The 22,585-nt window shown below is 60.7% G+C and carries 18 protein-coding genes and 3 pseudogenes; 16 read left to right on the plus strand and 5 right to left on the minus strand.

Features of this window, described 5'->3' with window-relative positions:
- The first annotated feature begins 64 nt into the window (after window positions 1-64).
- The 7 genes and pseudogenes from GQ57_RS18480 (at window position 65) to GQ57_RS18505 (ending at window position 4,136) form a co-directional block, all read left to right on the plus strand.
- The gene (locus GQ57_RS18480; RefSeq protein WP_052001373.1) at window positions 65-616 is read left to right on the plus strand and encodes a methylated-DNA--[protein]-cysteine S-methyltransferase; all 552 of its coding nucleotides are present in this window, start codon (window positions 65-67) and stop codon (window positions 614-616) included.
- A gap of 2 nt (window positions 617-618) precedes the next feature.
- Window positions 619-1,263 carry a DNA-3-methyladenine glycosylase family protein gene (locus GQ57_RS18485; protein WP_034198646.1) on the plus strand — a complete coding sequence of 215 codons (645 nt, stop codon included), beginning with the start codon at window positions 619-621 and terminating at the stop codon, window positions 1,261-1,263.
- A 113-nt stretch (window positions 1,264-1,376) separates the two neighbouring features.
- Window positions 1,377-1,790 (plus strand): annotated as a pseudogene (locus tag GQ57_RS18490) (methylated-DNA--[protein]-cysteine S-methyltransferase); the annotation flags it as partial.
- Window positions 1,791-1,823: 33 nt separating this feature from the next.
- Window positions 1,824-2,531 (plus strand): 2OG-Fe(II) oxygenase, encoded by a 708-nt coding sequence (locus tag GQ57_RS18495; protein ID WP_034198648.1) that lies wholly within the window; start codon window positions 1,824-1,826, stop codon window positions 2,529-2,531.
- Between the two features lie 14 nt (window positions 2,532-2,545).
- Entirely contained in the window at window positions 2,546-2,857 is a 312-nt protein-coding gene (locus GQ57_RS39635) for an Ada metal-binding domain-containing protein (protein WP_081896694.1), read from the plus strand.
- Window positions 2,854-3,627 carry a 2OG-Fe(II) oxygenase gene (locus GQ57_RS39640; RefSeq protein WP_081896695.1) on the plus strand — a complete coding sequence of 258 codons (774 nt, stop codon included), beginning with the start codon at window positions 2,854-2,856 and terminating at the stop codon, window positions 3,625-3,627. Before GQ57_RS39635 ends, GQ57_RS39640 begins: the two co-directional genes overlap by 4 nt.
- Before the next feature lie 38 nt (window positions 3,628-3,665).
- Window positions 3,666-4,136: an adenylyltransferase/cytidyltransferase family protein gene (locus GQ57_RS18505; protein WP_052001374.1), complete on the plus strand. Its 471-nt coding sequence runs from the start codon at window positions 3,666-3,668 to the stop codon at window positions 4,134-4,136.
- A gap of 84 nt (window positions 4,137-4,220) precedes the next feature.
- On the opposite strand, the gene GQ57_RS18510 is transcribed toward GQ57_RS18505, so the two are convergent.
- Window positions 4,221-4,817, minus strand: coding sequence for a flavin reductase family protein (locus GQ57_RS18510; RefSeq protein WP_034198650.1), 597 nt, complete (start codon window positions 4,815-4,817; stop codon window positions 4,221-4,223).
- A 335-nt stretch (window positions 4,818-5,152) separates the two neighbouring features.
- Between GQ57_RS18510 and GQ57_RS41855 the strand changes: the two are divergent.
- Window positions 5,153-5,775: pseudogene (locus tag GQ57_RS41855) on the plus strand (gamma-glutamylcyclotransferase).
- Between the two features lie 344 nt (window positions 5,776-6,119).
- Here GQ57_RS41855 and GQ57_RS18520 read toward each other — a convergent pair.
- Complete coding sequence (locus GQ57_RS18520; RefSeq protein ID WP_081896697.1) at window positions 6,120-6,737, minus strand: TetR-like C-terminal domain-containing protein; 618 nt, start codon at window positions 6,735-6,737, stop codon at window positions 6,120-6,122.
- Window positions 6,738-6,854: 117 nt separating this feature from the next.
- On the opposite strand from GQ57_RS18520, the gene GQ57_RS18525 reads away from it, so the two are divergent.
- On the plus strand, window positions 6,855-8,102 hold the full coding sequence (locus GQ57_RS18525) for an alpha/beta hydrolase family protein (protein ID WP_034198651.1): 1,248 nt from the start codon (window positions 6,855-6,857) through the stop codon (window positions 8,100-8,102).
- A gap of 41 nt (window positions 8,103-8,143) precedes the next feature.
- Here GQ57_RS18525 and GQ57_RS41860 read toward each other — a convergent pair.
- Both GQ57_RS41860 and GQ57_RS18530 read right to left on the minus strand, forming a co-directional pair.
- Window positions 8,144-8,269, minus strand: a pseudogene (locus tag GQ57_RS41860) (IS481 family transposase); the annotation flags it as partial.
- Between the two features lie 128 nt (window positions 8,270-8,397).
- Window positions 8,398-9,768, minus strand: coding sequence for a flavin monoamine oxidase family protein (locus GQ57_RS18530; RefSeq protein ID WP_034198652.1), 1,371 nt, complete (start codon window positions 9,766-9,768; stop codon window positions 8,398-8,400).
- Window positions 9,769-10,419: 651 nt separating this feature from the next.
- On the opposite strand from GQ57_RS18530, the gene GQ57_RS18535 reads away from it, so the two are divergent.
- From GQ57_RS18535 to GQ57_RS18545, 3 genes are all read left to right on the plus strand, one after another.
- Window positions 10,420-11,868: an aldehyde dehydrogenase family protein gene (locus tag GQ57_RS18535; protein WP_052001377.1), complete on the plus strand. Its 1,449-nt coding sequence runs from the start codon at window positions 10,420-10,422 to the stop codon at window positions 11,866-11,868.
- A 193-nt stretch (window positions 11,869-12,061) separates the two neighbouring features.
- Entirely contained in the window at window positions 12,062-12,553 is a 492-nt protein-coding gene (locus tag GQ57_RS18540; RefSeq protein WP_052001378.1) for a hypothetical protein, read from the plus strand.
- 253 nt (window positions 12,554-12,806) lie between these two features.
- Window positions 12,807-14,168 carry an NAD(P)/FAD-dependent oxidoreductase gene (locus tag GQ57_RS18545; protein ID WP_034198653.1) on the plus strand — a complete coding sequence of 454 codons (1,362 nt, stop codon included), beginning with the start codon at window positions 12,807-12,809 and terminating at the stop codon, window positions 14,166-14,168.
- 207 nt (window positions 14,169-14,375) lie between these two features.
- On the opposite strand, the gene GQ57_RS18550 is transcribed toward GQ57_RS18545, so the two are convergent.
- Window positions 14,376-15,038, minus strand: coding sequence for a TetR/AcrR family transcriptional regulator (locus GQ57_RS18550; RefSeq protein ID WP_081894832.1), 663 nt, complete (start codon window positions 15,036-15,038; stop codon window positions 14,376-14,378).
- An 817-nt stretch (window positions 15,039-15,855) separates the two neighbouring features.
- Here GQ57_RS18550 and GQ57_RS18555 point away from each other — a divergent pair.
- The 4 genes from GQ57_RS18555 (at window position 15,856) to GQ57_RS18570 (ending at window position 22,557) form a co-directional block, all read left to right on the plus strand.
- Window positions 15,856-17,220: a DUF1329 domain-containing protein gene (locus tag GQ57_RS18555; protein WP_031397774.1), complete on the plus strand. Its 1,365-nt coding sequence runs from the start codon at window positions 15,856-15,858 to the stop codon at window positions 17,218-17,220.
- Between the two features lie 75 nt (window positions 17,221-17,295).
- The gene (locus GQ57_RS18560; protein ID WP_034198654.1) at window positions 17,296-19,137 is read left to right on the plus strand and encodes a DUF1302 domain-containing protein; all 1,842 of its coding nucleotides are present in this window, start codon (window positions 17,296-17,298) and stop codon (window positions 19,135-19,137) included.
- 61 nt (window positions 19,138-19,198) lie between these two features.
- On the plus strand, window positions 19,199-21,559 hold the full coding sequence (locus GQ57_RS18565; protein ID WP_034198655.1) for an efflux RND transporter permease subunit: 2,361 nt from the start codon (window positions 19,199-19,201) through the stop codon (window positions 21,557-21,559).
- 29 nt (window positions 21,560-21,588) lie between these two features.
- Entirely contained in the window at window positions 21,589-22,557 is a 969-nt protein-coding gene (locus GQ57_RS18570) for a WD40/YVTN/BNR-like repeat-containing protein (protein WP_034198656.1), read from the plus strand.
- Window positions 22,558-22,585: the final 28 nt, after the last annotated feature.

A 22,585-nucleotide genomic window follows, 5' to 3' on the forward strand; every position in this document is an offset into this window, starting at 1 on the left:
CGGCAGGCGACACGAAATTTCCCGACAGGACCAACGTAGTCTCTTCACGAATTGGGAGCTGACCATGCAACTCCTTCAAAGTCGCCTCCATACGCCTCTGGGCGAGATGTTGCTTGTGACCGATACCGACGGTACGATTCGCGCGCTTGGGTTTTCGGACCACAAGGCTCGCTTGCTTCGTGGGCTGCGTGAACACTACGGCACGAGCAAACTGGCGACAGGCCAAGCACCGGAAGCGATCGCGCACGCGATGGAGCGATACTTTTCCGGTGAGCTGACTGCTATCGATGAACTGCCAACGGCCGCTGCCGGCACCGAGCTGCAGCGTCGCGTCTGGGCCGCGCTTCGAGAGATTCCGGCCGGCACCACGACCACCTACGGAAAAATCGCCAAAGAGCTGGGGTTCACCGATCCCCGTGCTGCGATCGATGTCGGGGCGGCGAACGGGGCCAACCCGATCGCGATCGTGATTCCTTGTCATCGGGTGATCGCAAGCAATGGCGATCTCAAGGGCTACGCCTGGGGTGTGTATCGCAAGTGCTGGTTGCTCACGCATGAAAATGTTCCGGCATTCGCGAAACGAGTGCCCTATACCATGTCGCTTACGGGGTTTTAAAGTTGGCAGAAACATCCTCTACTTCCACTTCACGGCGGGAGTTTCGTCAGGCTGCGCGCTTTTTGTCTGGACTTGACAATGACTGGGCTCGACATATCGCCAATGTTGGCCCGTGCAAGCACGAGGCGAAGCCGACGCGAGAACCTTATGAGGCGCTCGTGCGCGCGATTGCGTATCAGCAACTGCATGCGAAAGCGGGCGACGCTATCCTCGGGCGCTTGCTCGCACTCTATCCTGATGTTGCCTTCCCGTCACCCGAGCGTTTGCTTGGCACCGATCCTGCGCTTCAACGGGCATGCGGATTCTCTGCTTCGAAGCTGGAGACCATTCGCGGGATCGCACAGGCAATGGTCGATGGTCTCGTGCCGTCGCGCGAAAGCGCTTTGCTACTTCCGGATAATGCGCTGATCGATCGTTTGACGACGTTGAAGGGTGTCGGTCGCTGGACTGTCGAAATGTTCCTGATCTATACGATGGAGCGGGTCGACGTTCTTCCTGCGGACGACTTCGGTGTCAGGGAAGGCTATCGGCGATTGAAGAACCTCGAAAAGACACCGACCGCTCGCGAAATGCGCGCACTCGGAGAGGTGTTCAGCCCGTGGCGCACCGTGGCCGCGTGGTATTTGTGGCGCTTGCCTGCCCGTTAGAGTTTGTTCGCAAGAATCGGAGTTCTTGCGATTCGGGTCCCGGCTATTCTGGTTCCGGGATCAGTACTCCGGGACAACAGCAATGCACTCCATTTCATCTAATGTTTCGTCGTATGGGCGATGACCCGGACGCGCTCGTGAAGGATCTGCAGGATCAGTTTCCCAAGGCCGATCTCATTGGCGGCGATGCGGAGTTCGAGAAGCTGGTCGCAGAGGTCGTGGGGGTCTTCGAAGTACCGTCGATCGGCCTGAATCTTCCGCTCGACGTGCGAGGAACCGCATTTCAAGAGCGTGTTTGGCAGGCGCTGCGGGAGATTCCGCCCGGAGCAACGGTGAGCTATTCCGAGATAGCTGAGCGGATCGGCGCACCCAAGGCTATGCGAGCCGTTGCGCAGGCCTGCGGAGCGAACCATCTTGCCGTGGCTATTCCGTGTCATCGCGTCGTCAGACAGGACGGCGATATCTCCGGATATCGATGGGGCGTGGATCGAAAGCGTGAGCTGCTTCGGCGCGAATCGGCATCGTGATCGACAACGACAATCACAGCACGGAACTCGAACATGACGGACTCCACTTTGAAATTCGCCCACCTGGACTGGGATGACATCGGTGCCCAGCTTGATGCCGAAGGATATGCACTTCTTCCAGGAATACTCTCGCCCGCGGATGCACGCGACCTGTCTCGACAGTACCTCTCGCTGAAGACGCTCCGTCACGTCGAGCTCGCGGCCGATGATCTCGGGCATGGCGATGTGATGCGCCTCGGGCTCAGCCTTCCGATGCCGTGGGCCAATTGGCGTGCCGCCCTTTACCGGCATCTCGTGCCGATTGCGAACCGCTGGAATGCAACACTAGGCATCGCCTGTCGGTACCCGGAGGATTTGGCCACCTTTATTCGGCAGAATCACGACGAAGGTCAGACGGAACCGATGTCGCACCTTAGTCGCCTGGCCGCCGGCGACTACCTCGCGTTGAGCCAGAACAACGCGGGCGAGCACGTGTTTCCGATGCAGATCGTCGCTCTGTTGAGCGAGCCTGGGGTTGACTTCGAGGGGGGAGAATTCGTGCTTGCCGAGCAACGACCCCGTATGCAGTCGCGCCCGATGGTGCTCCCGCTGAAGCTGGGCGACGTTGCCATCATCAGTACCGCACAGCGGCCGTTCAAGGGAAGCAGCGGCTACTACCGAGTCAACATCAAGCACGCGATCAGCCGCGTCCGATCGGGCGAACGTATCGGGCTTGCGTTGTATCTTCACGATTCCCCTTGACGCGAGTAGTGGCCATGATCACGAGGTCATCGAAGACGTACACCTTGCTCGGCTCGGACCTGAGATCGTACGCAAGCCCGATACCGGGTACGTTCGGCGGACACCGCAGCAGCCGGATATATGGTCGCCTTGATTGTCGTTCCGCCTTGCAGGCTATTGCTCGTGGAGGGTACGTTAAAAATCGGGTCTTTTTCCTCGACGAGCAGGCGGCCGAAGCGGCCGGATACCGGCCGTGCGCGGTATGTCTTCCCGAAAAATACGCCGCGTGGAAGGCTCGGACCGCGGCGATCGCATTAACGACGACAAAAAAGGGGCGTCACTCATGAACACGCAAGCGTCATTGCTGCTTTCACCGGACGGCGTCGAACGCCTGGAAACTGCACGAGACGTCGCCATCGAATCAAGAATCGGTGCGCTCGACTGGTCGGGAGTCGAGATCAATCTGACGTGTAACGGCTTTACGGTACTACCCGGGATGTTGGAACCGCGACAATGCGACGAGTTGGCCGTGCTTTTTCCACAGGACGAACGCTTCCGGAGCCATATCGTGATGTCTCGTTATGCGTTCGGGCGGGGGGAATACAAATACTTCGCGGAGCCTCTGCCTGATCTTGTCGGGTCGCTGCGCACGTTGCTCTATCCGCACCTTGCTCCGATTGCGAATCGCTGGCATCAGCAGATGCGAATCGGCGAACGATTTCCCGCGACGCATGCCGAGTTTCGCGATGTCTGTCGTCGTGCGGGTCAAAATCGTCCGACGCCTCTCCTGTTGCGATACCACGAGAACGACTATTGCTGTCTTCACCAGGATCTTTACGGGGAACACGTATTCCCGTTTCAGGTCGTCTTTCTCTTGAACGAGCCGGGGCGCGACTTCACGGGTGGCGAATTTGTGCTTGTCGACAGTGATCCGAAGAAACCCGGGCGGGCGGAAGTCGTTCCCTTGCGGCAAGGCGACGCGGTCATCCTGGCTGTCAATCATCATCCGGTGCGATCGGCGCGCGGCTTCTATCGTGCAGGGCTACGCCACGGCGTCAGCAAGCTTCATCGCGGCACGCGGCATACGCTCGGAATAATCTTCCATGATGCCAAGTAGTAGCCGATGCAGTCCAATAGCCAAACCAGGGGGGCATCATGCAAAGAATCGGGTACGCGCCTGGCGCATACGACCTGTTTCACATCGGTCATCTCAACCTGCTTCGTCAGGCGAAACAGCGATGTGACTTTCTGATCGCGGGTGTTGTCGCGGATGACGTGCTGACTCGCAACAAAGGGGTCACGCCGACGATTCCCCTGTCCGAGCGTCTCGAAATTGTGCGAAGTGTGCGGTTCGTCGATGCGGCGATTCCCGCGATGACGAATGACAAGGTCGAAATCTGGAAGGCCATGCACTTCGACGTCTTGTTCAAAGGTGACGACTGGCAGGGTACCGACAAAGGTTTGAAGCTCGAGCGCGAGTTTGCTGCACTGGGCGTTGAGGTCGTCTACTTTCAATACTGCGCATTGACGTCCAGCAGTGCGCTGCGTCGCACGTTGCGTGAGATCGACCTGCTGGCGCATGCATCATCGCATACGAAATACAAGTCGCTTTCGCGGGCGGCCTGACGCATATCGAGCGTGTTTTCGGTCGGATGCGATCCATCCGAGACGCCCCCCAATCACGGGGCGTCTCGTCGAAACGACGCCGGGCTACGCTCTAAAATTCGTTCCCAGGTGCGGCCCAAGCGAGAAATACTGGCGAAAGACATAGTACAGCGGGTGCCATCGCTCGAGATGGATTCGATCTGCGCCGGAAAGCAGTCCGGAATGTACGTGTACCCGCAGTGCTTTAAGTTCGGCGGCGACCATAGCGTCGACCTCCTTGCCTATCCTGTGGATACGGACCATGCGCGCTTCGATCTGTATCGGGCATTCAGCTACTCGCATTGGAGCGATGCATTCGCTTGCTTTCCTGGTGAGGCCTGCGCACTTGAATTTATCGTGCTCGAATCTGTATCCCATCTGCTTCTTCGTGTCAGGCATGGCGTCAGACCCAGAGGTTGCTGCGATAGCCTCGACGTTCGCCCACAGCGGTGCATCCGGCAAGTTGAGTACCAGTTCCTCGCACCGTTTCAGATTGCGGCGGCATTGACCTGTTTCGCTCAGTCCAACCAGAAACGTATCGGACAGCGCCCAGTAGGACGAGATCGGGCTGAGATTCGTGGTGCCATCCGGATTCAGGCTGGAAACGAGGGCGACCGGTGTGCCGAAATACAAGACAGGGAGGCTGACGCTACGGGTTTCCATGATATTTGAACGAGAGTTTCCACACCCTATTTTCGACGTGATCCGGATCACGTCGTTTCGGTGTTGCATGAAACGTCAATGCATGACGCCAACTCGTTTCATCGCAAGAAACGGAGTTGCCGGACAGCCGTTTGCAGGCAAATTGTCGCCACGTGCACGTCGGATCAGTGCACACGGTCACGAATAGAAATGAGAGAGCAATGACGGCAAACGATGTTTCTCGGTGACAATTTCCCTGTATCGATCAATCGAACGCTGCACCAACACTCACACGGAAACTGCTTGAAGAGGGCGGGATTGACGCCATTGCGGCTGTCGATTCTCCTGGCATGAAGATGCTTACGGAAGTTGAACGGCTGCAATCGCTTCGCGAGACGCTTGCCGTGCGTCCGCCTGGAGACGTGTGGGTCTTCGGATATGGCTCACTGATCTGGAATGCGGCTATCGATGCCATTGAGCGACGTGTCGCAAGAATTGATGGTGGCATCGTTCATTCTGTCTCTCGATTACCGCGCTTCGCGCCACGGTCGATCGTCCGGGGTTGATGCTGGCGCTGGATCGTGGCGGATCTTGCTTTGGTGCTGCGTATCGACTTGCGGAGGAGCGCGTCGAACGCGAACTCCTGCTGCTTTGGCGCAGAGAAATGGTTTGTGGCGCCTACGTGCCCCGGTGGGTTGAAATGAAGGACATCGAGGGCAAGGCGCTTGGCTTCGCGATCACCTTCACCATCGATGCTTCTGCGCCACAGTATGCCGGCGATCTCGATCAGGACGTCGTGGTCGATCGCTTGGCCACCGCCGCGGGAGGGTTGGGCAGTTCGAGCGAGTATCTGTTTCAGACGTGCCAAGGCTTGCGTTCAAATGGTCTTCGCGACGCTGAGCTCGAACATCTGGCGTCACTGGTTCGCATCGCACATGAAGACCAGGGGGGGTCGGGCCCCCGTTCGCAGGCATATTGACGATCCGAAAATGCCTGTGCGGGCTCCGGATGGGCAAGGGCGGGTTCATCGGGCGATGCATGAACACACCGTTCATTCCGGCGCAGGATTTCGAGATCGCGAGGGGTTTGGGCGTCGGCGCGCGGGTGCGGAGATGAGCCGCCGACCAGAACATCGAAGGCTTACGCCATTCGCGACGGATCGGATTTCTGTTGGACTCATCTTGCCGCCTACGCCACCTTCGTCGCCAGCTGGTGCTCGTGGCAGGGCCCGCTCGCGGTCGGCGAGGATCTCGCACGGCTGCGCGCGCCGGGATGGATCAGGTGCGAGCCACGCGTCCACGTTCGACGATTGGGATTTGATGACTAGCCCGTCGCATCCTTTCCAGCGCAGTCCCGAGCAGCTTCGATACCGGCCAGCAGGAACGCCCGGTCGACCCGTCGAGTCGTACCTTCCAGCGTCTGCGGCGAGCCGGCAAACAGCGCCTGCATATAAATCGGTGCGAGCACGACTTCCGCGATCAGCCCGGCGCTGGGCACGACGTCGCCGCGTCTGCGCGCCGCTTCGAGCATTTGATCCAGCTCTTCCAGCCGCCGTCCAATGGGCGTACTCATGATGTCCCGCTCCTCTGTCGCAACCTGAGGCGTCATCGCCATCACGCGCAACAGCGACAGCGAATGCTGGTTGTTCATGGAACGCGCGATCGACATCGCCCATGTCACCAGGTTCTCGCGCACCGATCCACCGGTCGGAATCGGCTCTTCGCGAATGAGCCGGTCAATTGCGACGTCGGCCATCAGATTCCGGATATCGCCCCAGCGTCTGTACAGGCTCGTCTTGTTGACGGCAGCCCGCTCCGCGACCTCGAGCATGGACGGAATTTCGCCGTGCCGCTCGATCAGAAGCGCTTCCACCGCGTCGAATACCGCGTTCTTGACCCGCGTGCTCCGCCCCCTCGGGCGCTTTTGTGGTGTCTCAGTCATGTCTAATTAAAGCAAATTAAGTTGCATTTTGTCCAGGGGTGTGTAAAAGTGAATTTAGTTGCTTTAGCTTGGCGCGCCTGGCCCCCGGGCGATTGCCGATTTCTTGAGGAAACAGCCATGACCACGCACGCAGTTGCAAGCCCGCCCGTACATTCTGGCCCCCTTCTTTTCCCCGGCGACGAACAGTTCTGGTTCGAGACGGTGCGCATGTTCGGCGCCGACGAATACGGCGGCGGCTCGTTCGGCGAGGTCATGGCCGTCAGCGCCCGCATCACGGCGGGCGACTACGACAGTTGGTACGAAGCATGGAACGCCATGGCGGATCGCATCGCTGCGGAGGGCGATCGCCAGCTCGCCCGCAGGCACGGGATCAGCGCTCGCGACAGCTATCTGCGCGCCTCCAACTATTACCGTTCCTCGGAGTTTTTCCTGCATGCCAATCCGCAGGATCCCCGTGTCAGCCGAGCATATGAGCGCTCGGTCGCCTGCTATCGGTCCGCGGCGGCGCTCTACGATCCTCCGATCGAACCGGTGGACATTCCCTATGAAGGCACCACGTTGCCGGGCTATTTTCACCACGCCGGCGAGGGCGTCCGGCCGTTGCTGATCCTGCATAGCGGCTTCGACGGCTCCGCCGAGGAACTACACTGGAGCGGGGCGCGGGCAGCGGTGGAGCGCGGCTATCACGTGCTGTGCTTCGACGGCCCCGGGCAGTGTGGCCCGCTGCACAGCGAGGGGCTGGTTTTCCGGCACGACTGGGAGAACGTCGTCACGCCAGTGGTCGATTTCGCGCTGACACTGCCCGGTGTCGATCCATCGCGTATCGCACTGCGCGGGGAAAGCCTCGGCGGCTATCTCGCGCCCCGCGCGGCGGCCTTCGAGCATCGCCTTGCGGCCCTGATCGCCAACGACGGACTTTACGACTACGGTGCGCCCCACGTGAGCCGCATGCCGGAGGCCGGGCGGGACGCGCTGTTGAACGCGTTGCGGGCCGGTCCCGTGCCGCAGATAGATCGGGCGATGGAAGCGGCCATGGCGGCGTCGCCGGTGGCGCGCTGGGCGATGACTCACGGCATGTGGTGCTTTGGCGCCACAACGCCCAGCGAATACATCGGCAAGACGCTCGACTACACGCTGGCGGGCGGGATTGCCGGGCAGATTCGCTGCCCGACCCTCGTGTGCGAAGCCGAGGACGACCTGTTCTTCAAGGGGCAACCTCGGCAGCTTTACGACCATCTCACGTGCCGGAAAACCCTGATGACATTCACTAACGAGGAGGGCGCGGGCGCGCATTGCGAGGTCGGAGCCGGCCGTCTTGCCAATGCCCGCATGTTCGACTGGCTGGATGAGACACTGGGGATGTGAAGTCGTATATATCGTGGGATGTGCGGTTCGCAGACATCGGTTCACTTTCTTGAAGACCGTGTCTTTGGCGTGTCGGAACCAGCGGCTCCGGTAGGGGACACGGGTTCCGACACGCACCGATGAGGTTCGCCGAGGATCTTGTCGACCCGCCATTCGCGGTGGCGAATTATCGGCTAATGGAACCGCGCGGCTATCTCCCGCCTGCCGAAGCGGAGGCAAACTGCTGCAGGCGCCGCCGAAATGCCTCTAACGTGTCCGCATTAACCTGACCACCTCCAGAATTCCCCGGTGCGGTTCATTGGCGCAACAGCCCGATCACCTCATTGGCGGCCCGGATGCCGGACTCCAATGCGCCTTCGAAATATCCAATGCACTCTGTTGCTGTCTCGGTGCCAGCCCAATGAATGCGACCGAACGGTTCGCGAATACTGTCTCCGTATGAGGTGAGCACACCGGGAGGCATGTGGCAGGCGTAGCCGCCGAGCGCCCATTCGTCCGTTGTCCAGTCGTAGTCCGCATAGCCGAGAGGTACCGCCGCTTCGTCACCGAAGTAATGCACCAGATCGGCAACGATATGCTCCCGGCGCGCCTCCTGGCTCAACCCGCTCAGTTCAAGCGCGTGATTCCCTTCGATCAGACCGACCAGTACGCCGACACTTTCGTCTTCCGGCGACTGATCGAACACAAAACCCAGATGATGGCCGACGCTGGCAACCGAGCCATTCAGCCCGCGACGGCGCCAAAAGGGCGTGGGATAAGCCACATGTATCTTGATGACCGCACCCATGTGCATTCTTTGCAGCAATCCTGCTCGCTTGACAGGCAGCGGGGGCCTGAAATGAATGCGGGATGCCAGCGGAGGCGGTGCCGTCACGATCGCGTACCGCGCATCGAACGTACCCTGTGCGCAGGTGATGCGCACACCGTCGGCATGTTGCTCGATCGCGCTCACGGGCGCGTTCAGCAAAATGCACCCGTCCAGGCGCTCTGCCATGCGTTTCGGGATCTGCCAGGCGCCGCCAAGGAACTTGTCCTGTTGGGCGCCACCTTCGACGCCCATCATCGTTTCCAGGCCGCCGCCCTGCCGGAGGCATTCCAGGAAGAACAGATAGGAGACGTGCAGGGACTCGGTGCAGGTAATCGCGCTCGTGACAAGGCGGGCAAAGTCGCGGGCGGCGGTAGTGTCGACATGCCTGTCGAGCCATGCCTCGATGGTCATCGCATCCCATTGAAGGGCATTCTCCGCAAGCCACGGGGCGCCGGCGGGAAGGGTCTGCATGTCGCGCTTCCAGCGGTGCAAGGTCAGGCCAAGCTCCAGGGTGGATAAAAACGGAAGCTTCGGCGTGCTTGAATAGGCGTGAACCTTGCCGTCGATATTTACAAGGCTGTTGCCGTTCGTGTATTGGCGATACGTCGGTACGCCAAGTTCCGTGGCTTGTTCCCGCAACAGCCTTTGTGACGCGCCGAGCCATTGGCCACCGAAGTCCACTGTTTGCCCGCCGACTTCTCCCGGCATCGATCTCCCGCCGACCCGGTCTCGGGCCTCGAGAATCAGCACCTGCTTCCCGGCTTTCCTGAGCTCGAGTGCCGCTTTCATTCCCGAAAGGCCGGCTCCGATAATGAGGACATCCGATTTCCGGTCAGCCGAATTGACAGTAGTTGCCACGATGCTCCTCTCTTGGTCACATTTCCGCCGTGCTGGGTCACGACAAGCCCGTCGTCCAGCGTAGCCGACTTCAAAAAACTTCATCCCGCCGCCGATACGCCGCTGGCGAGGGCACTGCCCATGGTTTTACGTTGGCACGCGACGGCGCACGAAGCTACCGTGCGGCGTTGCGCATCGGGCAAGCGCTCGCGATGCCGGGATGCATTGTTATAGGTCGATAGACCAATTTTTGCAAGTCTCCGGATGACTTTCCACGGGTGCTCCGCGGGAGGAACATGCACGTCATCCATCCCGGAAATCGTATTCAGCGCCGCGGGACGACACACGACGCTGGCCGGAATAACGTCTGACGATTAGCCAAAATTCTCAAATATCTCGCGGAAATCGAGTCGTTTCGTCCATCGAGCAGCCCCCCGGCCTGCTATCGGAGCCGATGTCACAATAGGGTTTTCCGCGCTGCAGCATCGTTTCAAGTTGTCCTGAGTCAAGATGTGTTGTATAACGCGAATTAGGTCATTCGACATATTGTGTGGTGCTGACTACGAAGGGCACCCAACTACGTGTGTACGGAACGTGTCGTTCGCCGCCCGTGAAGCGGGGCGGATGATCGTGGGGCCCATATCCGGCGGCTCATTTTGATAAGGAACAACCATGACGTATGAAAAGGCGGAGCTGGAACGCATTCTCCATGTTCAGCGTGCGGCATTCCTTGCCGAGGGCGGTGCGTCCGCGGCGGTGCGAAAGTCGCGCGTGGGGCGGCTCGCGATTGCGATTCTTTCGAATTTCGATGCGATTGCACAGGCTCTGAGCGCCGACTATGGCAACCGTCCGCCCGAGTTGACCAAGGCGCTTGAAGCGCTGCCGTGGTCCGAAGACATTCTCCACACGCTCGACAACATCGAGAGATGGATGGAGCCGGAGGAAATCCCGGGCGGATTCATTCAGCAAAAGCCCAAGGGCGTCGTCGGCGTCATGGGTGCGTGGAATTTCCCGGTGACACTCACCTTCGAACCGGCCCTGAGTGCGTTGGCGGCCGGCAATCGAGTCATGATGAATTTTCCCGAATATCAGGTTCAAACCGGGCGTCTGCTGGCGAAAATCGTCTCGGAAACCTTCGATGAGGCTGAGGTGGCTTTCATTCACGGTGACCTGTCGACGGCCCAGTCATTCTCGGGGTTGCGGTTCGATCATCTGTTCTTTACCGGCTCTCCCAACATCGGATCGATCGTCGCACAAACGGCGGCAAGCAATCTCGTTCCCGTTACAACGGAACTCGGCGGAAAAAATCCGGTGGTCGTGGCGCCCGACGCCGACCTGGATCTGGCCGTCAGCCGAATTGCAACGACACGCATCGTGAATGGAGGGCAGGTTTGCCTTTGTCCGGATTATGTCTGGGTGCCGAAAGGCATCGTGACGACCTTCGTTTCCGGGCTGATCGATCAGTACAACTCGATATTCACGACTTATCTTGAGAATCCCGCTGTCGTTTCCGTCGTCAACGAGCGAAATTTCGACCGCGTCGTCGACCTCGTGGATGACGCGGTCGCAAAGGGCGCGAAAAAGTACGTAGCGGTGCCGGAAGGTGAAGCCGAGCGGTTGCCCGATCGTGCGTCGCGAAGAATTCCGCCGACTATCCTGATCGATGTGCCTGAGACGGCCGAGATTACCAATGAGGAGGTATTCGGCCCGGTGCTTGTCGTGTATGGATACGACGACTTGCAGGAAGCGATCGAATACATCGCGGCACGCCCCGAGCCGCTCGCTGCCTACTGGTATGGCGGCGATGGCGACGATTTTCAGGACTTTCTCGATCGCACGACGAGTGGTGGGGTCACGCGCAACGACGGGTTGCTGCATGCCATGCTTCCCGGCGCTCCGTTCGGTGGAATCGGTAACTCAGGGTCGGGTGCCTATCATGGCAAGACCGGTTTCGATACGTTCACACATCGTCGCCCAGTGGCCTCGGTGACCCGTCCGGACGGGGTCGCCAATCCGCTCGTTGGCGACTCGTTGGTGTCGGCGCAGATGCAAGGCTATCTTGACGGCGCGATAGCGTCCGTCATCGAGGCGTTCAAAGCCAGGCTGACTGACGCCAAGTAGTTGAAACGCGTTGCGATGTCGGGTCGCGGCATGCGTCTTGCTCGTTCCGGGCAAGCCTGCTTCTGCCGCACCAACGACAGATAGACGCGCCGCCCGACCTCTTCGCCAGTCATGTGGTTTGGATCGGGATGTCTGAAATCCCGTCGCGGGAATTTATTTTTTGGCCAGGCACGCGTTGCGTGAGGTAATTGTCATGATGCCTTCCAATGAGTTTTCAAAGGGATTCAAAGGCGAAATCCAGAATCGGGCGTTCGCGCTTCGCGCCATCGGGCGACTGGCAAATCGTCTCGAGGGTGATCCGCGTCAGCCGCTCTGGGCGGCCTATTTGAGGCTCGAAGAGTTCAACGAGCCGATCTATCGTCAGGTAGCAGGCCGGTGGGGGATGGATGTGACGCCTGGAACCGGAACGCTGATCAAGGCGTGGGTACTCGGCTCGGTACCGAAATTCCTGTTAAAGCCATTTTTGAAACTCGTTTATTCGAAAACGGTTGTCTATTGTGACGAGCTACGAAAACTCAGAAGCATAGGACCATCGAATTCCAGGGATTTCCTGGACTACATGGTCGATCAGGAGGATTTCCAAATAGAAATGATGCGGCTCTCGCTTGACGGTCAGGATGCCGTGCTTGCCCGGAAGATTGATTCGTTCGTTCAAAAGTACGGTCGAACGTTCATGGCCAGGTAGCGTCGCAAAGATCGACACATCTGAGTCGACCGGGCAACGACAGATGTTGCGGGTGATTGCCGTGATGACACGGCGGTCGTTCCTGAACCCGGGGCGCGCATCTTGTAGTGAACCCGCCTGCTTCCCGAAGGAGACAGGCGGGAAAGCATGGTCCATACACCGGCCGGACTATCTGGCCACTTTGTCGCCCCGGTACCTTGGCAGAGGAACCCGGCTGCTCCTGAGTTTGATCCCGTCACGTGGAAACGTCACTATGTCATTTGATCAAGCATCACTTCTTCAAAGCAGGTCGTTCTGGCAGCACACCTATGGGCCATATTCGCCGAATCCACCTTTGGGAGAAGATCTCAAGGTTGACGTGGCGATTGTCGGCGGCGGATTCACGGGGCTGAACACGGCATGGCAGTTCAAGAAAGACAATCCCAATGCGCGTGTAGTCGTGCTTGAAGCCGCTATCGTCGGCTTCGGTTCCAGCGGTCGGAACGCGGGCTTCAGCACGAAAATGTTCGGTCTCGAGCCCGAGATGGTTCTGTTGCGCTGGGGCAAGCAGAAGATGGTTGACGCCCACCGCTATTTGCAACTGGCGGTGGCGCATACCAGGCGCCTGATCGAAGAAAACAATTTTCAGTCGGACTACTGTCACGGTGGGCTGGTCCGCGCCACCTATACAAAGCAGCAGTTGAGCCGAATGCAGAAGACCCATGAGCTGTTCCAGCAACTCGGCATCGACGAGGACATGGAGTGGCGGAGCGCGGAACAATTTCAGCAGGACTTCCATTCGGAGCGTTTTTTCGGCGGCATCTACGAATCGGAGACCGGATACCTCAATCCTTGCAAGCAGGTACGGGCCCTCAAGACCTTGGCGGAATCGGCCGGCGTCTCCGTTTACGAGACTACCCAGGTGACGAATGTCGAAAGGACGTCGTCGGCGATCGTCGTCACCACATCGAACGGAAAGGTCACGGCGGACAAACTGGTCGTTGCGACCAACGCATACACTCGGGGGGTTCCCGGCCCGCAGAAGTTGCGCTCGCGCCAGTATCCGCTTTGGACCTATCAAGTTGTCACCGAGCCGCTGAGCGATGCCCAATGGAAAAGTATCGGCTGGAACGAGCGGCAATCGTTCGGCGACAACCGGCAGATGCTGCATTATTTCAGGCCCACGGCGGATGGTCGGATCGTCATGGGCGGCGGCGACGCGATCACGTACCGGACGGGCGCCATGGAAGAGGCCTCCGCCCCGGCTGCCTGGCAGCATTGCGAAGATCATCTCAAGTGGATCTATCCTCAACTCAAGAATACGCGCATCGATTATCGATGGGGCGGCCCTGTCTCGATCACCCTGGACATGGCTCCCGAAATCAGCTTCATCGACGACGAACGCATCATTTACTCAGGCGGATGCTTCGGGCACGGTGTCGCATTGACGCATCTCAATGGCCGGACGATCGCCGATCTCCTTGCGGGAACGCGATCCGAGCTGACTGACTTCTGGATTGTGAACAGAAAGTCGTTGTCGATGAAAAGCGATGCACTCTCCTATCTCGTGGGCAGGGTGGCGCGCCAGGCGCTCAAGTCTTGGGATTGGTGGGAGGAGAAAGGCCTCAGGAGGTAACGTCGACGGCCGTCGCGGTTTTGCAACTGCGGCATTCGACGGAACGGCAATGCGTCGTCGGTATCGCGCGGGGTATTCGGCGGTCGCTCGACCTTGAACCCCGCTTCATCGCACTTGCCGTGTCAACCACGGGCTTGCCGTCGCTTTCGGTGCATGTCCCTTGCCATGCGTGACGGCTACCGGACTCAGTCGCTTGCGGGGCGCCTGTCACGGCATGGATGCAACCGTGAGGATCGCCTTCACGGCTTCGTCCTCGATGCCTTTGATATCCGACGGGAAGCGGTTGCGCTGGGGGATGAGCACCAGGAGCCCTTCGATTTGCCCCGCTATGAGCGCGGCGCGACGAGCACGCACATTTGGGGACAGCCGTGGGTTGACGGCTGCGACGAAGCCGCCAATCATGCGGCGCTGGAACAAATACGCGTCTTCCATGCTCTTGCGCGCGAATTCCTGCATTTGCGCCAGCGCCCAGAAATTGACAAAGAGGCTTTGGGTTCGCGGTTGTTTGCCGTCTTCGATGAGCAGGCGGACAAGCTTCTCCAGCCGTTGCTCGGGGGTGAGCGACGCGTCGGTTCGAATGCTGTCGTAGTTTCCCGAATACTCCGCGGTCGTCTCGGCAATGATCGCCGCGAAGAGGTCTTCGCGCGTAGGAAAGTAGTGCTGCAAATTCGATAGCGCCAGCCCCGCTCTGGTCGCCACCTTGCGCATGCTGAGCCCACCGTAACCCTCTGCCACGAAAATCTCGATGGCGCTCGCGAAGATACGCGCAACCGTGTTGCGACCACGGTCCGTCAAAGGACGGGTCACGCCACCGACCGATGGCGCAAGGGACGCATTGCCACTTCCGCCTGTCAACGATCTCACGGCCATCGGGTTCGCTTCCTGAGTTGAGCTGTGAACGCATTCCTGCGTTTGCAATAACGGATTGCCGGTCGGGTGACCTTATTCGGCCAGGCGATTGCTTGACGACCTTCGATACCGGGCGCGGCGTCACCCCGACCTGAACCGGGATCCACAACTCGCAGCAGATCGAAAGTGCACAGCGAGACCGCATCGCGGCCTTTTCCCCCAAGTTTAACCCGCGCAAAACACTTTTGGATCGTCGTGCTGCGGACCGGCGCGGCGCCTCCGAGAGCGGGTCGATAAACGCACCTCCGCCCCGATGGTCAGTCGCCGTTCCGTGTTCCTCGGCGTAGCTCAATCCATCGAAAGCTTTATTTAAGGTCGGATGACTAAATCATGTGAATGCGGCGGTGTGCCGGAAGGGCCGGTTCCCGGCCCCCGCGCTGACGGATGCGGTCATTTTTCAGACGCTGCAGGATCGATGTTTTTATCAATGAGATCAAGGTCTCAGACAGGATCTCCGTCGACATTCCGCGTGCCTCCGCTACGTGCAAGGGTTTAGCCTTAGTTGCGATCAAAAATACCCGTGTGTATAACGACAAATAGGTCGAACGACCAATTTATGGCTGGATGAACAAGGATCAGGCGGTAAAGGTGCAACTGCGTCCCTCCATGCGGGACGTGGTATCCGCGGTGGCAGTGATCGTTGTTGTCAGTTGGCCGGGATCAAGAACGACGGGGATTTCGCATCGACGATTCGCGGCGTTCCACATCAACGTCCTGCATGGTTCACGCCGAAGAGCCGTGGTCCGTGTGCGAGAACAGAGACAAGAGGAGAGTGACGATGTACAAGCGAAAAAACGTAGGCGTGTCTTGCTTGGCTGCCGCGCTGGTGCTGGTCAGTGCGACGGCCGTCGCGGACGGCGATCTCACGCCCGCCGGCGCGGAAAGTGCGGCAAGCAAGGACGGCCTTGTTCCTTCGTTCGTCGGGCGACAAGCGCCCGCATCGGGTTGGGAATGGGGCAAATTCCGGGGGAGCTTCTGGAAACATCGGACAGAGAAGCCGCTTTACTCGATCGATGCGTCGAACGTCGACAAGTACGCCGACAAGCTCTCGCCCGGCGAGATTCAGTTGGTCAAGCAACTGAAGGGCTATCGCATGGACGTGTATCCGTCCCACCGTGAATGCCAATTGCCGGATTTCGCCGAACAGAACTCGAAGTCGAATCTGACGACGGCGAAGCTCGATGCATCCGGGGAAACGATCCAGACCGCCGTGTTTCCCGGCGTGGCGTTTCCCCAGCCCAAGTCGGGGGCCGAAGCGATCCTGAATTACGAAACCCGCTATCGGGGCGTAGGGGTCGAGTGGGCGCCGATCGTCACTTCGATTTCCCCGCGTCCGGGCAGTAGCGACTGGATCGATGCGGTCGGGCCGCAAGTCTTTTTCTCCCCGTACGGGAAGAGCGGCAAGACGGCGCCGCAGGACGTGGATCAGCTCAGCCTGGCTGCTTACTTTTCGGCGACTTCTCCGGCCGCCCTGGCAGGACAGGCCTTTGTTCAACGCCAGTATTTCAACCGGGATTCGGAGACGTACTACTACTTTCCCGGCCAACGCCGCGTGAGACGCATGCCGGCCTACACGCACGATGCGCCGCTGATCGGCTTCGAGAACCAGTATCTGATCGACGAAGCCAACATGTTCAACGGCGCTATCGATCGCTTCAACTGGAAGCTGGTGGGCAAGAAGGAGATGATCGTTCCGTACAACGACTTCGGTATGTACGCGTTCAAGGACAAGTTGCATGACGTGGCGACGCCTGGCGGCATCTCGCCGGACCATCGCCGTTACGAGGTGCATCGTGTCTGGGTGGTCGAGGCGACGGTCAAGCCCACCGCCCGTCATGCTGCGTCGAAGAAGGTGTTCTATCTGGACGAGGACAGCTGGCTCGCGCTCGTTGGCGAAGACTATGACGCGCAGGGCAAGCTCTGGAAGGTGCGCGAGAGCTATCCGGTTCCGGTGTGGGAACTGGGCGGCGCTTGCGACAACGAGCCGTTCGTCCAGTACGACCTGATCAATGGACGTTACGTATTCGACGGTTCATCCGTCGGTCAGGGCAAGGACCTTCACTGGTACGAGCGCGCCGACGATCCGCGCCTCAAGTCCGACTTCTTCACGGCCGAATCGCTGAGATCGGCCAGCGAACGCTGATTGCCCTGAAAAAAGAAAGCAGGCCCGACGGTCGCGCGTGCGCCGTCGGCATCCGGTCTGGAGAAGAGTGACGCGATGAAAGCAGGTAATATCGTTAAGAGTACTACGGTATCGATTGCAATGCTGGGTGCGGCAACATCGACTGCATACGGGTACGAGTTCACGCTCGATGACGGCAGCATTCAGGGATCGTGGGTGACCAATCTCACCGCGGGCGGCGGGATCCGCACCAAGAATCCGAGCTGCTCGCTGACCGGAGATCCGAACGCGTATGGTTGCGGCGCGGCCGCCAATACGAACCAGTGGGGCTATGGCGACGAAGGCGACCTCAACTATCGCAAGGGACAGCCGTTCAGTACCTACGTGAGCGCGACCAGCGAGCTGCTGCTGAAGATGCCGGCCGAAGGACTGAAGTTCATGGTGCGCGGTACGGGGATGTACGACTTCCTTGCCGGGAACACGGCCCGAACGCCGCTGTCGAGCACGGCTTCCGCGCAGGTGGTGTACAACGCACAGCTACTCGATCTGTGGGCGCAGAAGGACTTCACGATCGGCGGGCAGAGTGCTCACGTTCGGCTCGGCAATCAGGTGATCAACTGGGGCGAGAGCATGTTCGCGCAGAGCGGCATCAACTCGACCAACTCGATCGACGTGCAGAAGCTGCTGATCCCGGGTTCGCAGCTCAAGCAGGCGCTGCTGCCGGCCCCGATGCTGAGCCTTGCGGCCGACCTGTCGCACGGGTTCAGCACCGAGGGCTATTACCAGTTCCAGTGGAACGGCAACCGCCTCCCGCCGGTCGGCTCGTACTGGTCGCTGGCGAACGTCATCGGGCGAGGCGCCGAGCCTTTCACGATCAACACGAACAACCCGAACGTGGCGGGCCCGGGCGTCGGCACGATCGCCAACGCAATCGGCGGCGGGGCGGCGGCGGGCAACCAGGATACGCTGAATGCGATCCGGAACGGGCTCGTCAACGGCACGTACGCCGGGCCGCCGTTCAACGACATCGGCGTTCCGGTCACGACGCAATTGCCGTCGAAGTACCGGCCGCAGTTCGGCGTGAAGTTCAATTACTCGCCGCGCGCATTCGATGCGAACTTCGCGTTCTACTACCTGAACTACACGGACAAGTCGCCGGTGCTCTCAACGCTGGCGAATGGCACGGCCCAGTGGTCGTATCTCCAGAACCGGCAGTTGTTCGGCGCGAGCGCGAACTTCGGGGTCGGCCCGTGGGCGATCGGCTCCGAGCTGTCGTACCGGCCGCGCGATGCGGTCGCGCTGTCGAGCTGCTACGGCGCCGGCGGGCCGACCGACCTGATCACGAACGGCGTGCAGGGCGTCAACTGCCAGCAGTGGGCCGACAAGAAGAAGCTCCAGCTGGACGTCAACGGGCTGCTGGCGCTGACTCGCAGCGAGTATCCGTTCCTGAAGCTGATCGCCGCGGATTCCGCGACGCTCACCTGGGAACTCACGTGGATCTACTACCCCGGCCTCGGTTCGGACGTCACGCGCACGCTCGACGGGCAGGCGGTCACGCAGGTGCCCGCCACCGGCTATTTCCCGTGGCTGAACAACAACTCGGGGCTCGGTTATCCGATCACGCAGGGGCAGGGCACGTCGAGCTCGGTGGGGGCGACGATCGATTTCAACTGGACCTACGACGGTTCGCTGATTCCCGGCTGGCAGGTCACGCCCGGCGTAACGTTCTCCGACGGCCTGTACGGCTATACGCCGACGTTCACCGCGAACTACATGCAGGGCGCGAAGTCGGTCAACGTCTACGTGCTGTTCAACCAGAATCCGCCGACGTGGCAGGCGGGCATCAACTTCGCGGCATTCTTCGGCGGCCACAACACGGTGGGGAATCCGTATGCGGACCGAAATTTCGTCGGTGTGTTTGCTACCCGGAACTTCTGACGGGAATAAACGCAAGCGAGCGCGTGTCGAGCATCGCCGGTAATCATGAAGGGGTCATGCAGTGCTTAATCGTCTGGTCAGTCGCCTTGAAAGGCTCTTCTTCGGTCATCGCGCGATCGTGCTCGCCGCGATCGGCCTGTTCACTGTCGTGATGGCCGTGTTCGCGCTGCAACTGCGCATGGATGCAGGTTTCGAAAAGCAGATGCCGATCGGTCACGAGTACATCCGCACGTTCCAGCAATACCGGAACGACCTGCTCGGCGCGAACCGGATCACGGTCGTCGTGCGCGCGAAGCACGGCTCGATCTGGACGCCCGATGGTCTGACAAGGCTGTACAAGGTGACCCAGGCGGTGACCTACCTGCCGAACGTCGACCGGATCGGCGTGCGCTCGCTGTGGACGTCGAACGCGTTCGTCAATGAAATCACCGATGAGGGGTTCCGCGCGGAGCCGATCATTTCCGGCACGATCACGCCGGATCAACTGACGCCGGAGAGCGTCGAGAAGATCCGGCGCGCGACGACGCTGGGCGGCTATGTCGGCACGCTCGTGTCGCACGGCGAGGACAGCGCGATGATCACGGCCGAGCTGAACGAGCGCGACAGTGCCGGCAAGGTGCTCGATTACGTCGCGTTCAATCATTTGCTGGAACAGAAGATCCGTCAGCCGTTCGAGGACGCCGGCTATGAAGTGCAGATCATCGGCTTCGCGAAGCAGATCGGCGACATCGCCGACGGCGCGAAGGGCGTGCTCGGCTTCTGCGGCATCGCGCTGCTGCTGACCGCGCTCGCGGTGTACTGGTATTGCCATTCGCTGCGCTTCACGGTGCTGCTGATCGCGTGCTCGCTGACGTCGCTGGTCTGGCAGTTCGGCACGCTGAAGCTGCTCGGCTTCGGCCTCGATCCGCTCGCGGTGCTGGTGCCGTTCCTGGTGTTCGCGATCGGCGTGTCGCACGGCGTGCAACAGGTGAACTACATCGTCCGTGAGATTTCGCACGGACACAGTTCGTACGAGGCGGCGCGGCGCAGCTTCAGCGGCTTGCTGATTCCGGGCGTGCTGGCGCTGATTACCGCGTTCGTGTCGTTCATCACGCTGCTGCTGATCCCGATCCCGATGGTGCGCGAACTGGCGATCACCGCGTCGCTCGGCGTCGCGTACAAGATCGTGACGAACCTGATCCTGCTGCCGGTGGCCGCGTCGTGCTTCAACTTCACGAAGCGCTACGCGGACAATGCGCTCAAGCGCGGCGAGCGTCGCGGGGCCTGGCTGCGCCCGCTCGCGCGCATCGCGCAGCCGAAGTATGCGGGCGCGACCGTCGCACTGACGCTCGTCGTGTTCGCGCTGGCCGCGTGGCAAAGCCGCGATCGCGTGATCGGCACGCTGCAGCCGGGCGCGCCGGAACTGCGCGCGGACGCACGCTTCAATCGCGACGCGACGGCAATCGCCGGCAACTACGACATGGGCCTCGACTGGCTGACGGTGGCGATCGAGTCGGCCGGCAAGGCCTGCGACAACCCGGCGGTCGGACTGTACGAAGACGATTTCGCGGCCACGATGCGCACCGAGCCGGGCGTGGTGTCGGTGCAGTCGTACTCCGGCATGCTGCGCGCATACAACCAGGGCTACAACGAAGACTATCCGAAGATGAACGTGGTGCCGATCGACCCGGAAAACTACGGAGCGGTGTCGGTCGACGTCGGGCGCGTGAAGGGCTTCATGAAGACCGACTGCACGATGTCGGCCGTGCACCTGTTCCTGGCCGACCACAAGGCGACGACGATCAACCGCATTCTCGACGACGTGAAGCAGTATCGCGCGTCGCATCCGTTCCCGGGCATCACCGTGCGCCTCGCGGCCGGCAACGCGGGCGTGCTGGCGGCGACCAACGAGGAAGTCGCGGAAAGCGAGTTGCCGATGATGCTGTACGTGTACGGCGCGATCCTGATCCTCGTGTTCCTCGCGTACCGCGACTGGCGCGCGATGATCGCATGCTGCGCCCCGCTGTCGGTGGCGACCTTCATCGGCTACTGGTTCATGAAGGAACTGCAGATCGGGCTGACGGTGGCGACGCTGCCGGTGATGGTGCTGGCGGTGGGGATCGGCGTCGACTATGCGTTTTACATCTACAACCGGCTGCAGGTGCATCTCGCGGGTGGCCAGCACATCGTGAAGGCCGTGCAGCACGCGATGCTCGAAGTCGGCGTCGCAACGATTTTCACGGCAATCACGCTCGCGATCGGCGTGGCGACGTGGAGCTTCTCGGCGCTCAAGTTCCAGGCCGACATGGGCAAGCTGCTCGCCTTCATGTTCCTCGTCAACCTGCTGATGGCGATGACGGCGCTACCCGCGCTGGCCTCGGTGCTGGAGCGCCGGTTCCCGCGCCGCAAGCCGGCCCGCGCGCCTGGGTTGTTCAGCCACTGATGACAGACCCATTCAAGGAGATCCGCGTCATGATCAAGAACCTCGTTGTCTGTATCGGGCTGTGCCTGGCCGCGGCGGTCCTTGCGCAACCCGGTGCCGGGACGGTCGCCACGTGGGCCGAAAAGCCGGCCCATGCATGGCCCGCGCCCACACATATGATGCTGACCGATGCGACGCGTGCCGGCTCGCGGGTCGTCGCCGTCGGCGATCACGGCATCGTGCTGCTGTCCGACGACGACGGCAAGACCTGGCGGCAGGCACGGCGCGTGCCTGTTGCCGCGACGCTGTCGGCCGTTGCATTCGCCGATTCGCGGCACGGCTGGGCCGTCGGCCAGTGGGGGACGATACTCGCGACCGACGACGGCGGCGAAACCTGGACGACGCAGCGTATCGACACGTCGGCCGACCAGCCGCTGTTCTCCGTGCTGTTCACGACGCCGCAGGACGGGCTCGCGGTCGGCCTGTGGTCGCTGATGCTGCAAACCCATGATGGCGGCAAGACCTGGACCAGGGTGACGCTGCCCAAGCCGCCGGGCGGCGGCAAGGCCGACCGAAACCTTTATCGCGTGTTCGCGGACGCTGCGCGCGCGCTCTACATCGTGTCGGAACAAGGGACGGTGCTCAAGTCGACGGATGACGGGGCGACCTGGGTGTATTTGCCGACGGGCGGGAAGGGGACGCTCTGGTCGGGCGTCGCGATGCCCGACGGCCGGCTCGTGGTCGGCGGCTTGCTTGGCAGCCTGTTCGAGAGTCGCGACGGCGGCATGACGTGGTCCGCGCTTGCTACGGGCACGAAGAGTTCGATCACCGATCTCGTGGCAGACGGAAACGGTCTTGTTGGCGTGGGTCTGGATGGCCTTGTGCTGAAGCAGGGTGCGAGCGGGAAACCGTTTGAGCGCAAGCAGCGCGAGGACCGTTCCGCATTGACGGCAGCGATCATCGACAAACTGGGACATCCGATCCTTTTCTCCCAAGACGGCGTGCTGGCCGGATCGTAGGCATACGCGTCGAAACCGTCTCGTCCAT

It is taken from the genome of Burkholderia sp. MSh2 (genome assembly GCF_000731655.1).
GTDB lineage: Bacteria > Pseudomonadota > Gammaproteobacteria > Burkholderiales > Burkholderiaceae > Burkholderia > Burkholderia paludis.

What these genes read in the sequence shown, in the direction of transcription:
- GQ57_RS18480 (WP_052001373.1), top strand. Translation starts at nt 65, where the DNA reads ATGCAACTCCTTCAAAGTCGCCTCCATACGCCTCTGGGCGAGATGTTG.
- GQ57_RS18495 (WP_034198648.1), top strand. Translation starts at nt 1,824, where the DNA reads ATGACGGACTCCACTTTGAAATTCGCCCACCTGGACTGGGATGACATC.
- GQ57_RS39635 (WP_081896694.1), top strand. Translation starts at nt 2,546, where the DNA reads ATGATCACGAGGTCATCGAAGACGTACACCTTGCTCGGCTCGGACCTG.
- GQ57_RS39640 (WP_081896695.1), top strand. Translation starts at nt 2,854, where the DNA reads ATGAACACGCAAGCGTCATTGCTGCTTTCACCGGACGGCGTCGAACGC.
- GQ57_RS18505 (WP_052001374.1), top strand. Translation starts at nt 3,666, where the DNA reads ATGCAAAGAATCGGGTACGCGCCTGGCGCATACGACCTGTTTCACATC.
- GQ57_RS18510 (WP_034198650.1), bottom strand. Translation starts at nt 4,817, where the DNA reads ATGGAAACCCGTAGCGTCAGCCTCCCTGTCTTGTATTTCGGCACACCG.
- GQ57_RS18520 (WP_081896697.1), bottom strand. Translation starts at nt 6,737, where the DNA reads ATGACTGAGACACCACAAAAGCGCCCGAGGGGGCGGAGCACGCGGGTC.
- GQ57_RS18525 (WP_034198651.1), top strand. Translation starts at nt 6,855, where the DNA reads ATGACCACGCACGCAGTTGCAAGCCCGCCCGTACATTCTGGCCCCCTT.
- GQ57_RS18535 (WP_052001377.1), top strand. Translation starts at nt 10,420, where the DNA reads ATGACGTATGAAAAGGCGGAGCTGGAACGCATTCTCCATGTTCAGCGT.
- GQ57_RS18540 (WP_052001378.1), top strand. Translation starts at nt 12,062, where the DNA reads ATGATGCCTTCCAATGAGTTTTCAAAGGGATTCAAAGGCGAAATCCAG.
- GQ57_RS18545 (WP_034198653.1), top strand. Translation starts at nt 12,807, where the DNA reads ATGTCATTTGATCAAGCATCACTTCTTCAAAGCAGGTCGTTCTGGCAG.
- GQ57_RS18550 (WP_081894832.1), bottom strand. Translation starts at nt 15,038, where the DNA reads ATGGCCGTGAGATCGTTGACAGGCGGAAGTGGCAATGCGTCCCTTGCG.
- GQ57_RS18555 (WP_031397774.1), top strand. Translation starts at nt 15,856, where the DNA reads ATGTACAAGCGAAAAAACGTAGGCGTGTCTTGCTTGGCTGCCGCGCTG.
- GQ57_RS18560 (WP_034198654.1), top strand. Translation starts at nt 17,296, where the DNA reads ATGAAAGCAGGTAATATCGTTAAGAGTACTACGGTATCGATTGCAATG.
- GQ57_RS18570 (WP_034198656.1), top strand. Translation starts at nt 21,589, where the DNA reads ATGATCAAGAACCTCGTTGTCTGTATCGGGCTGTGCCTGGCCGCGGCG.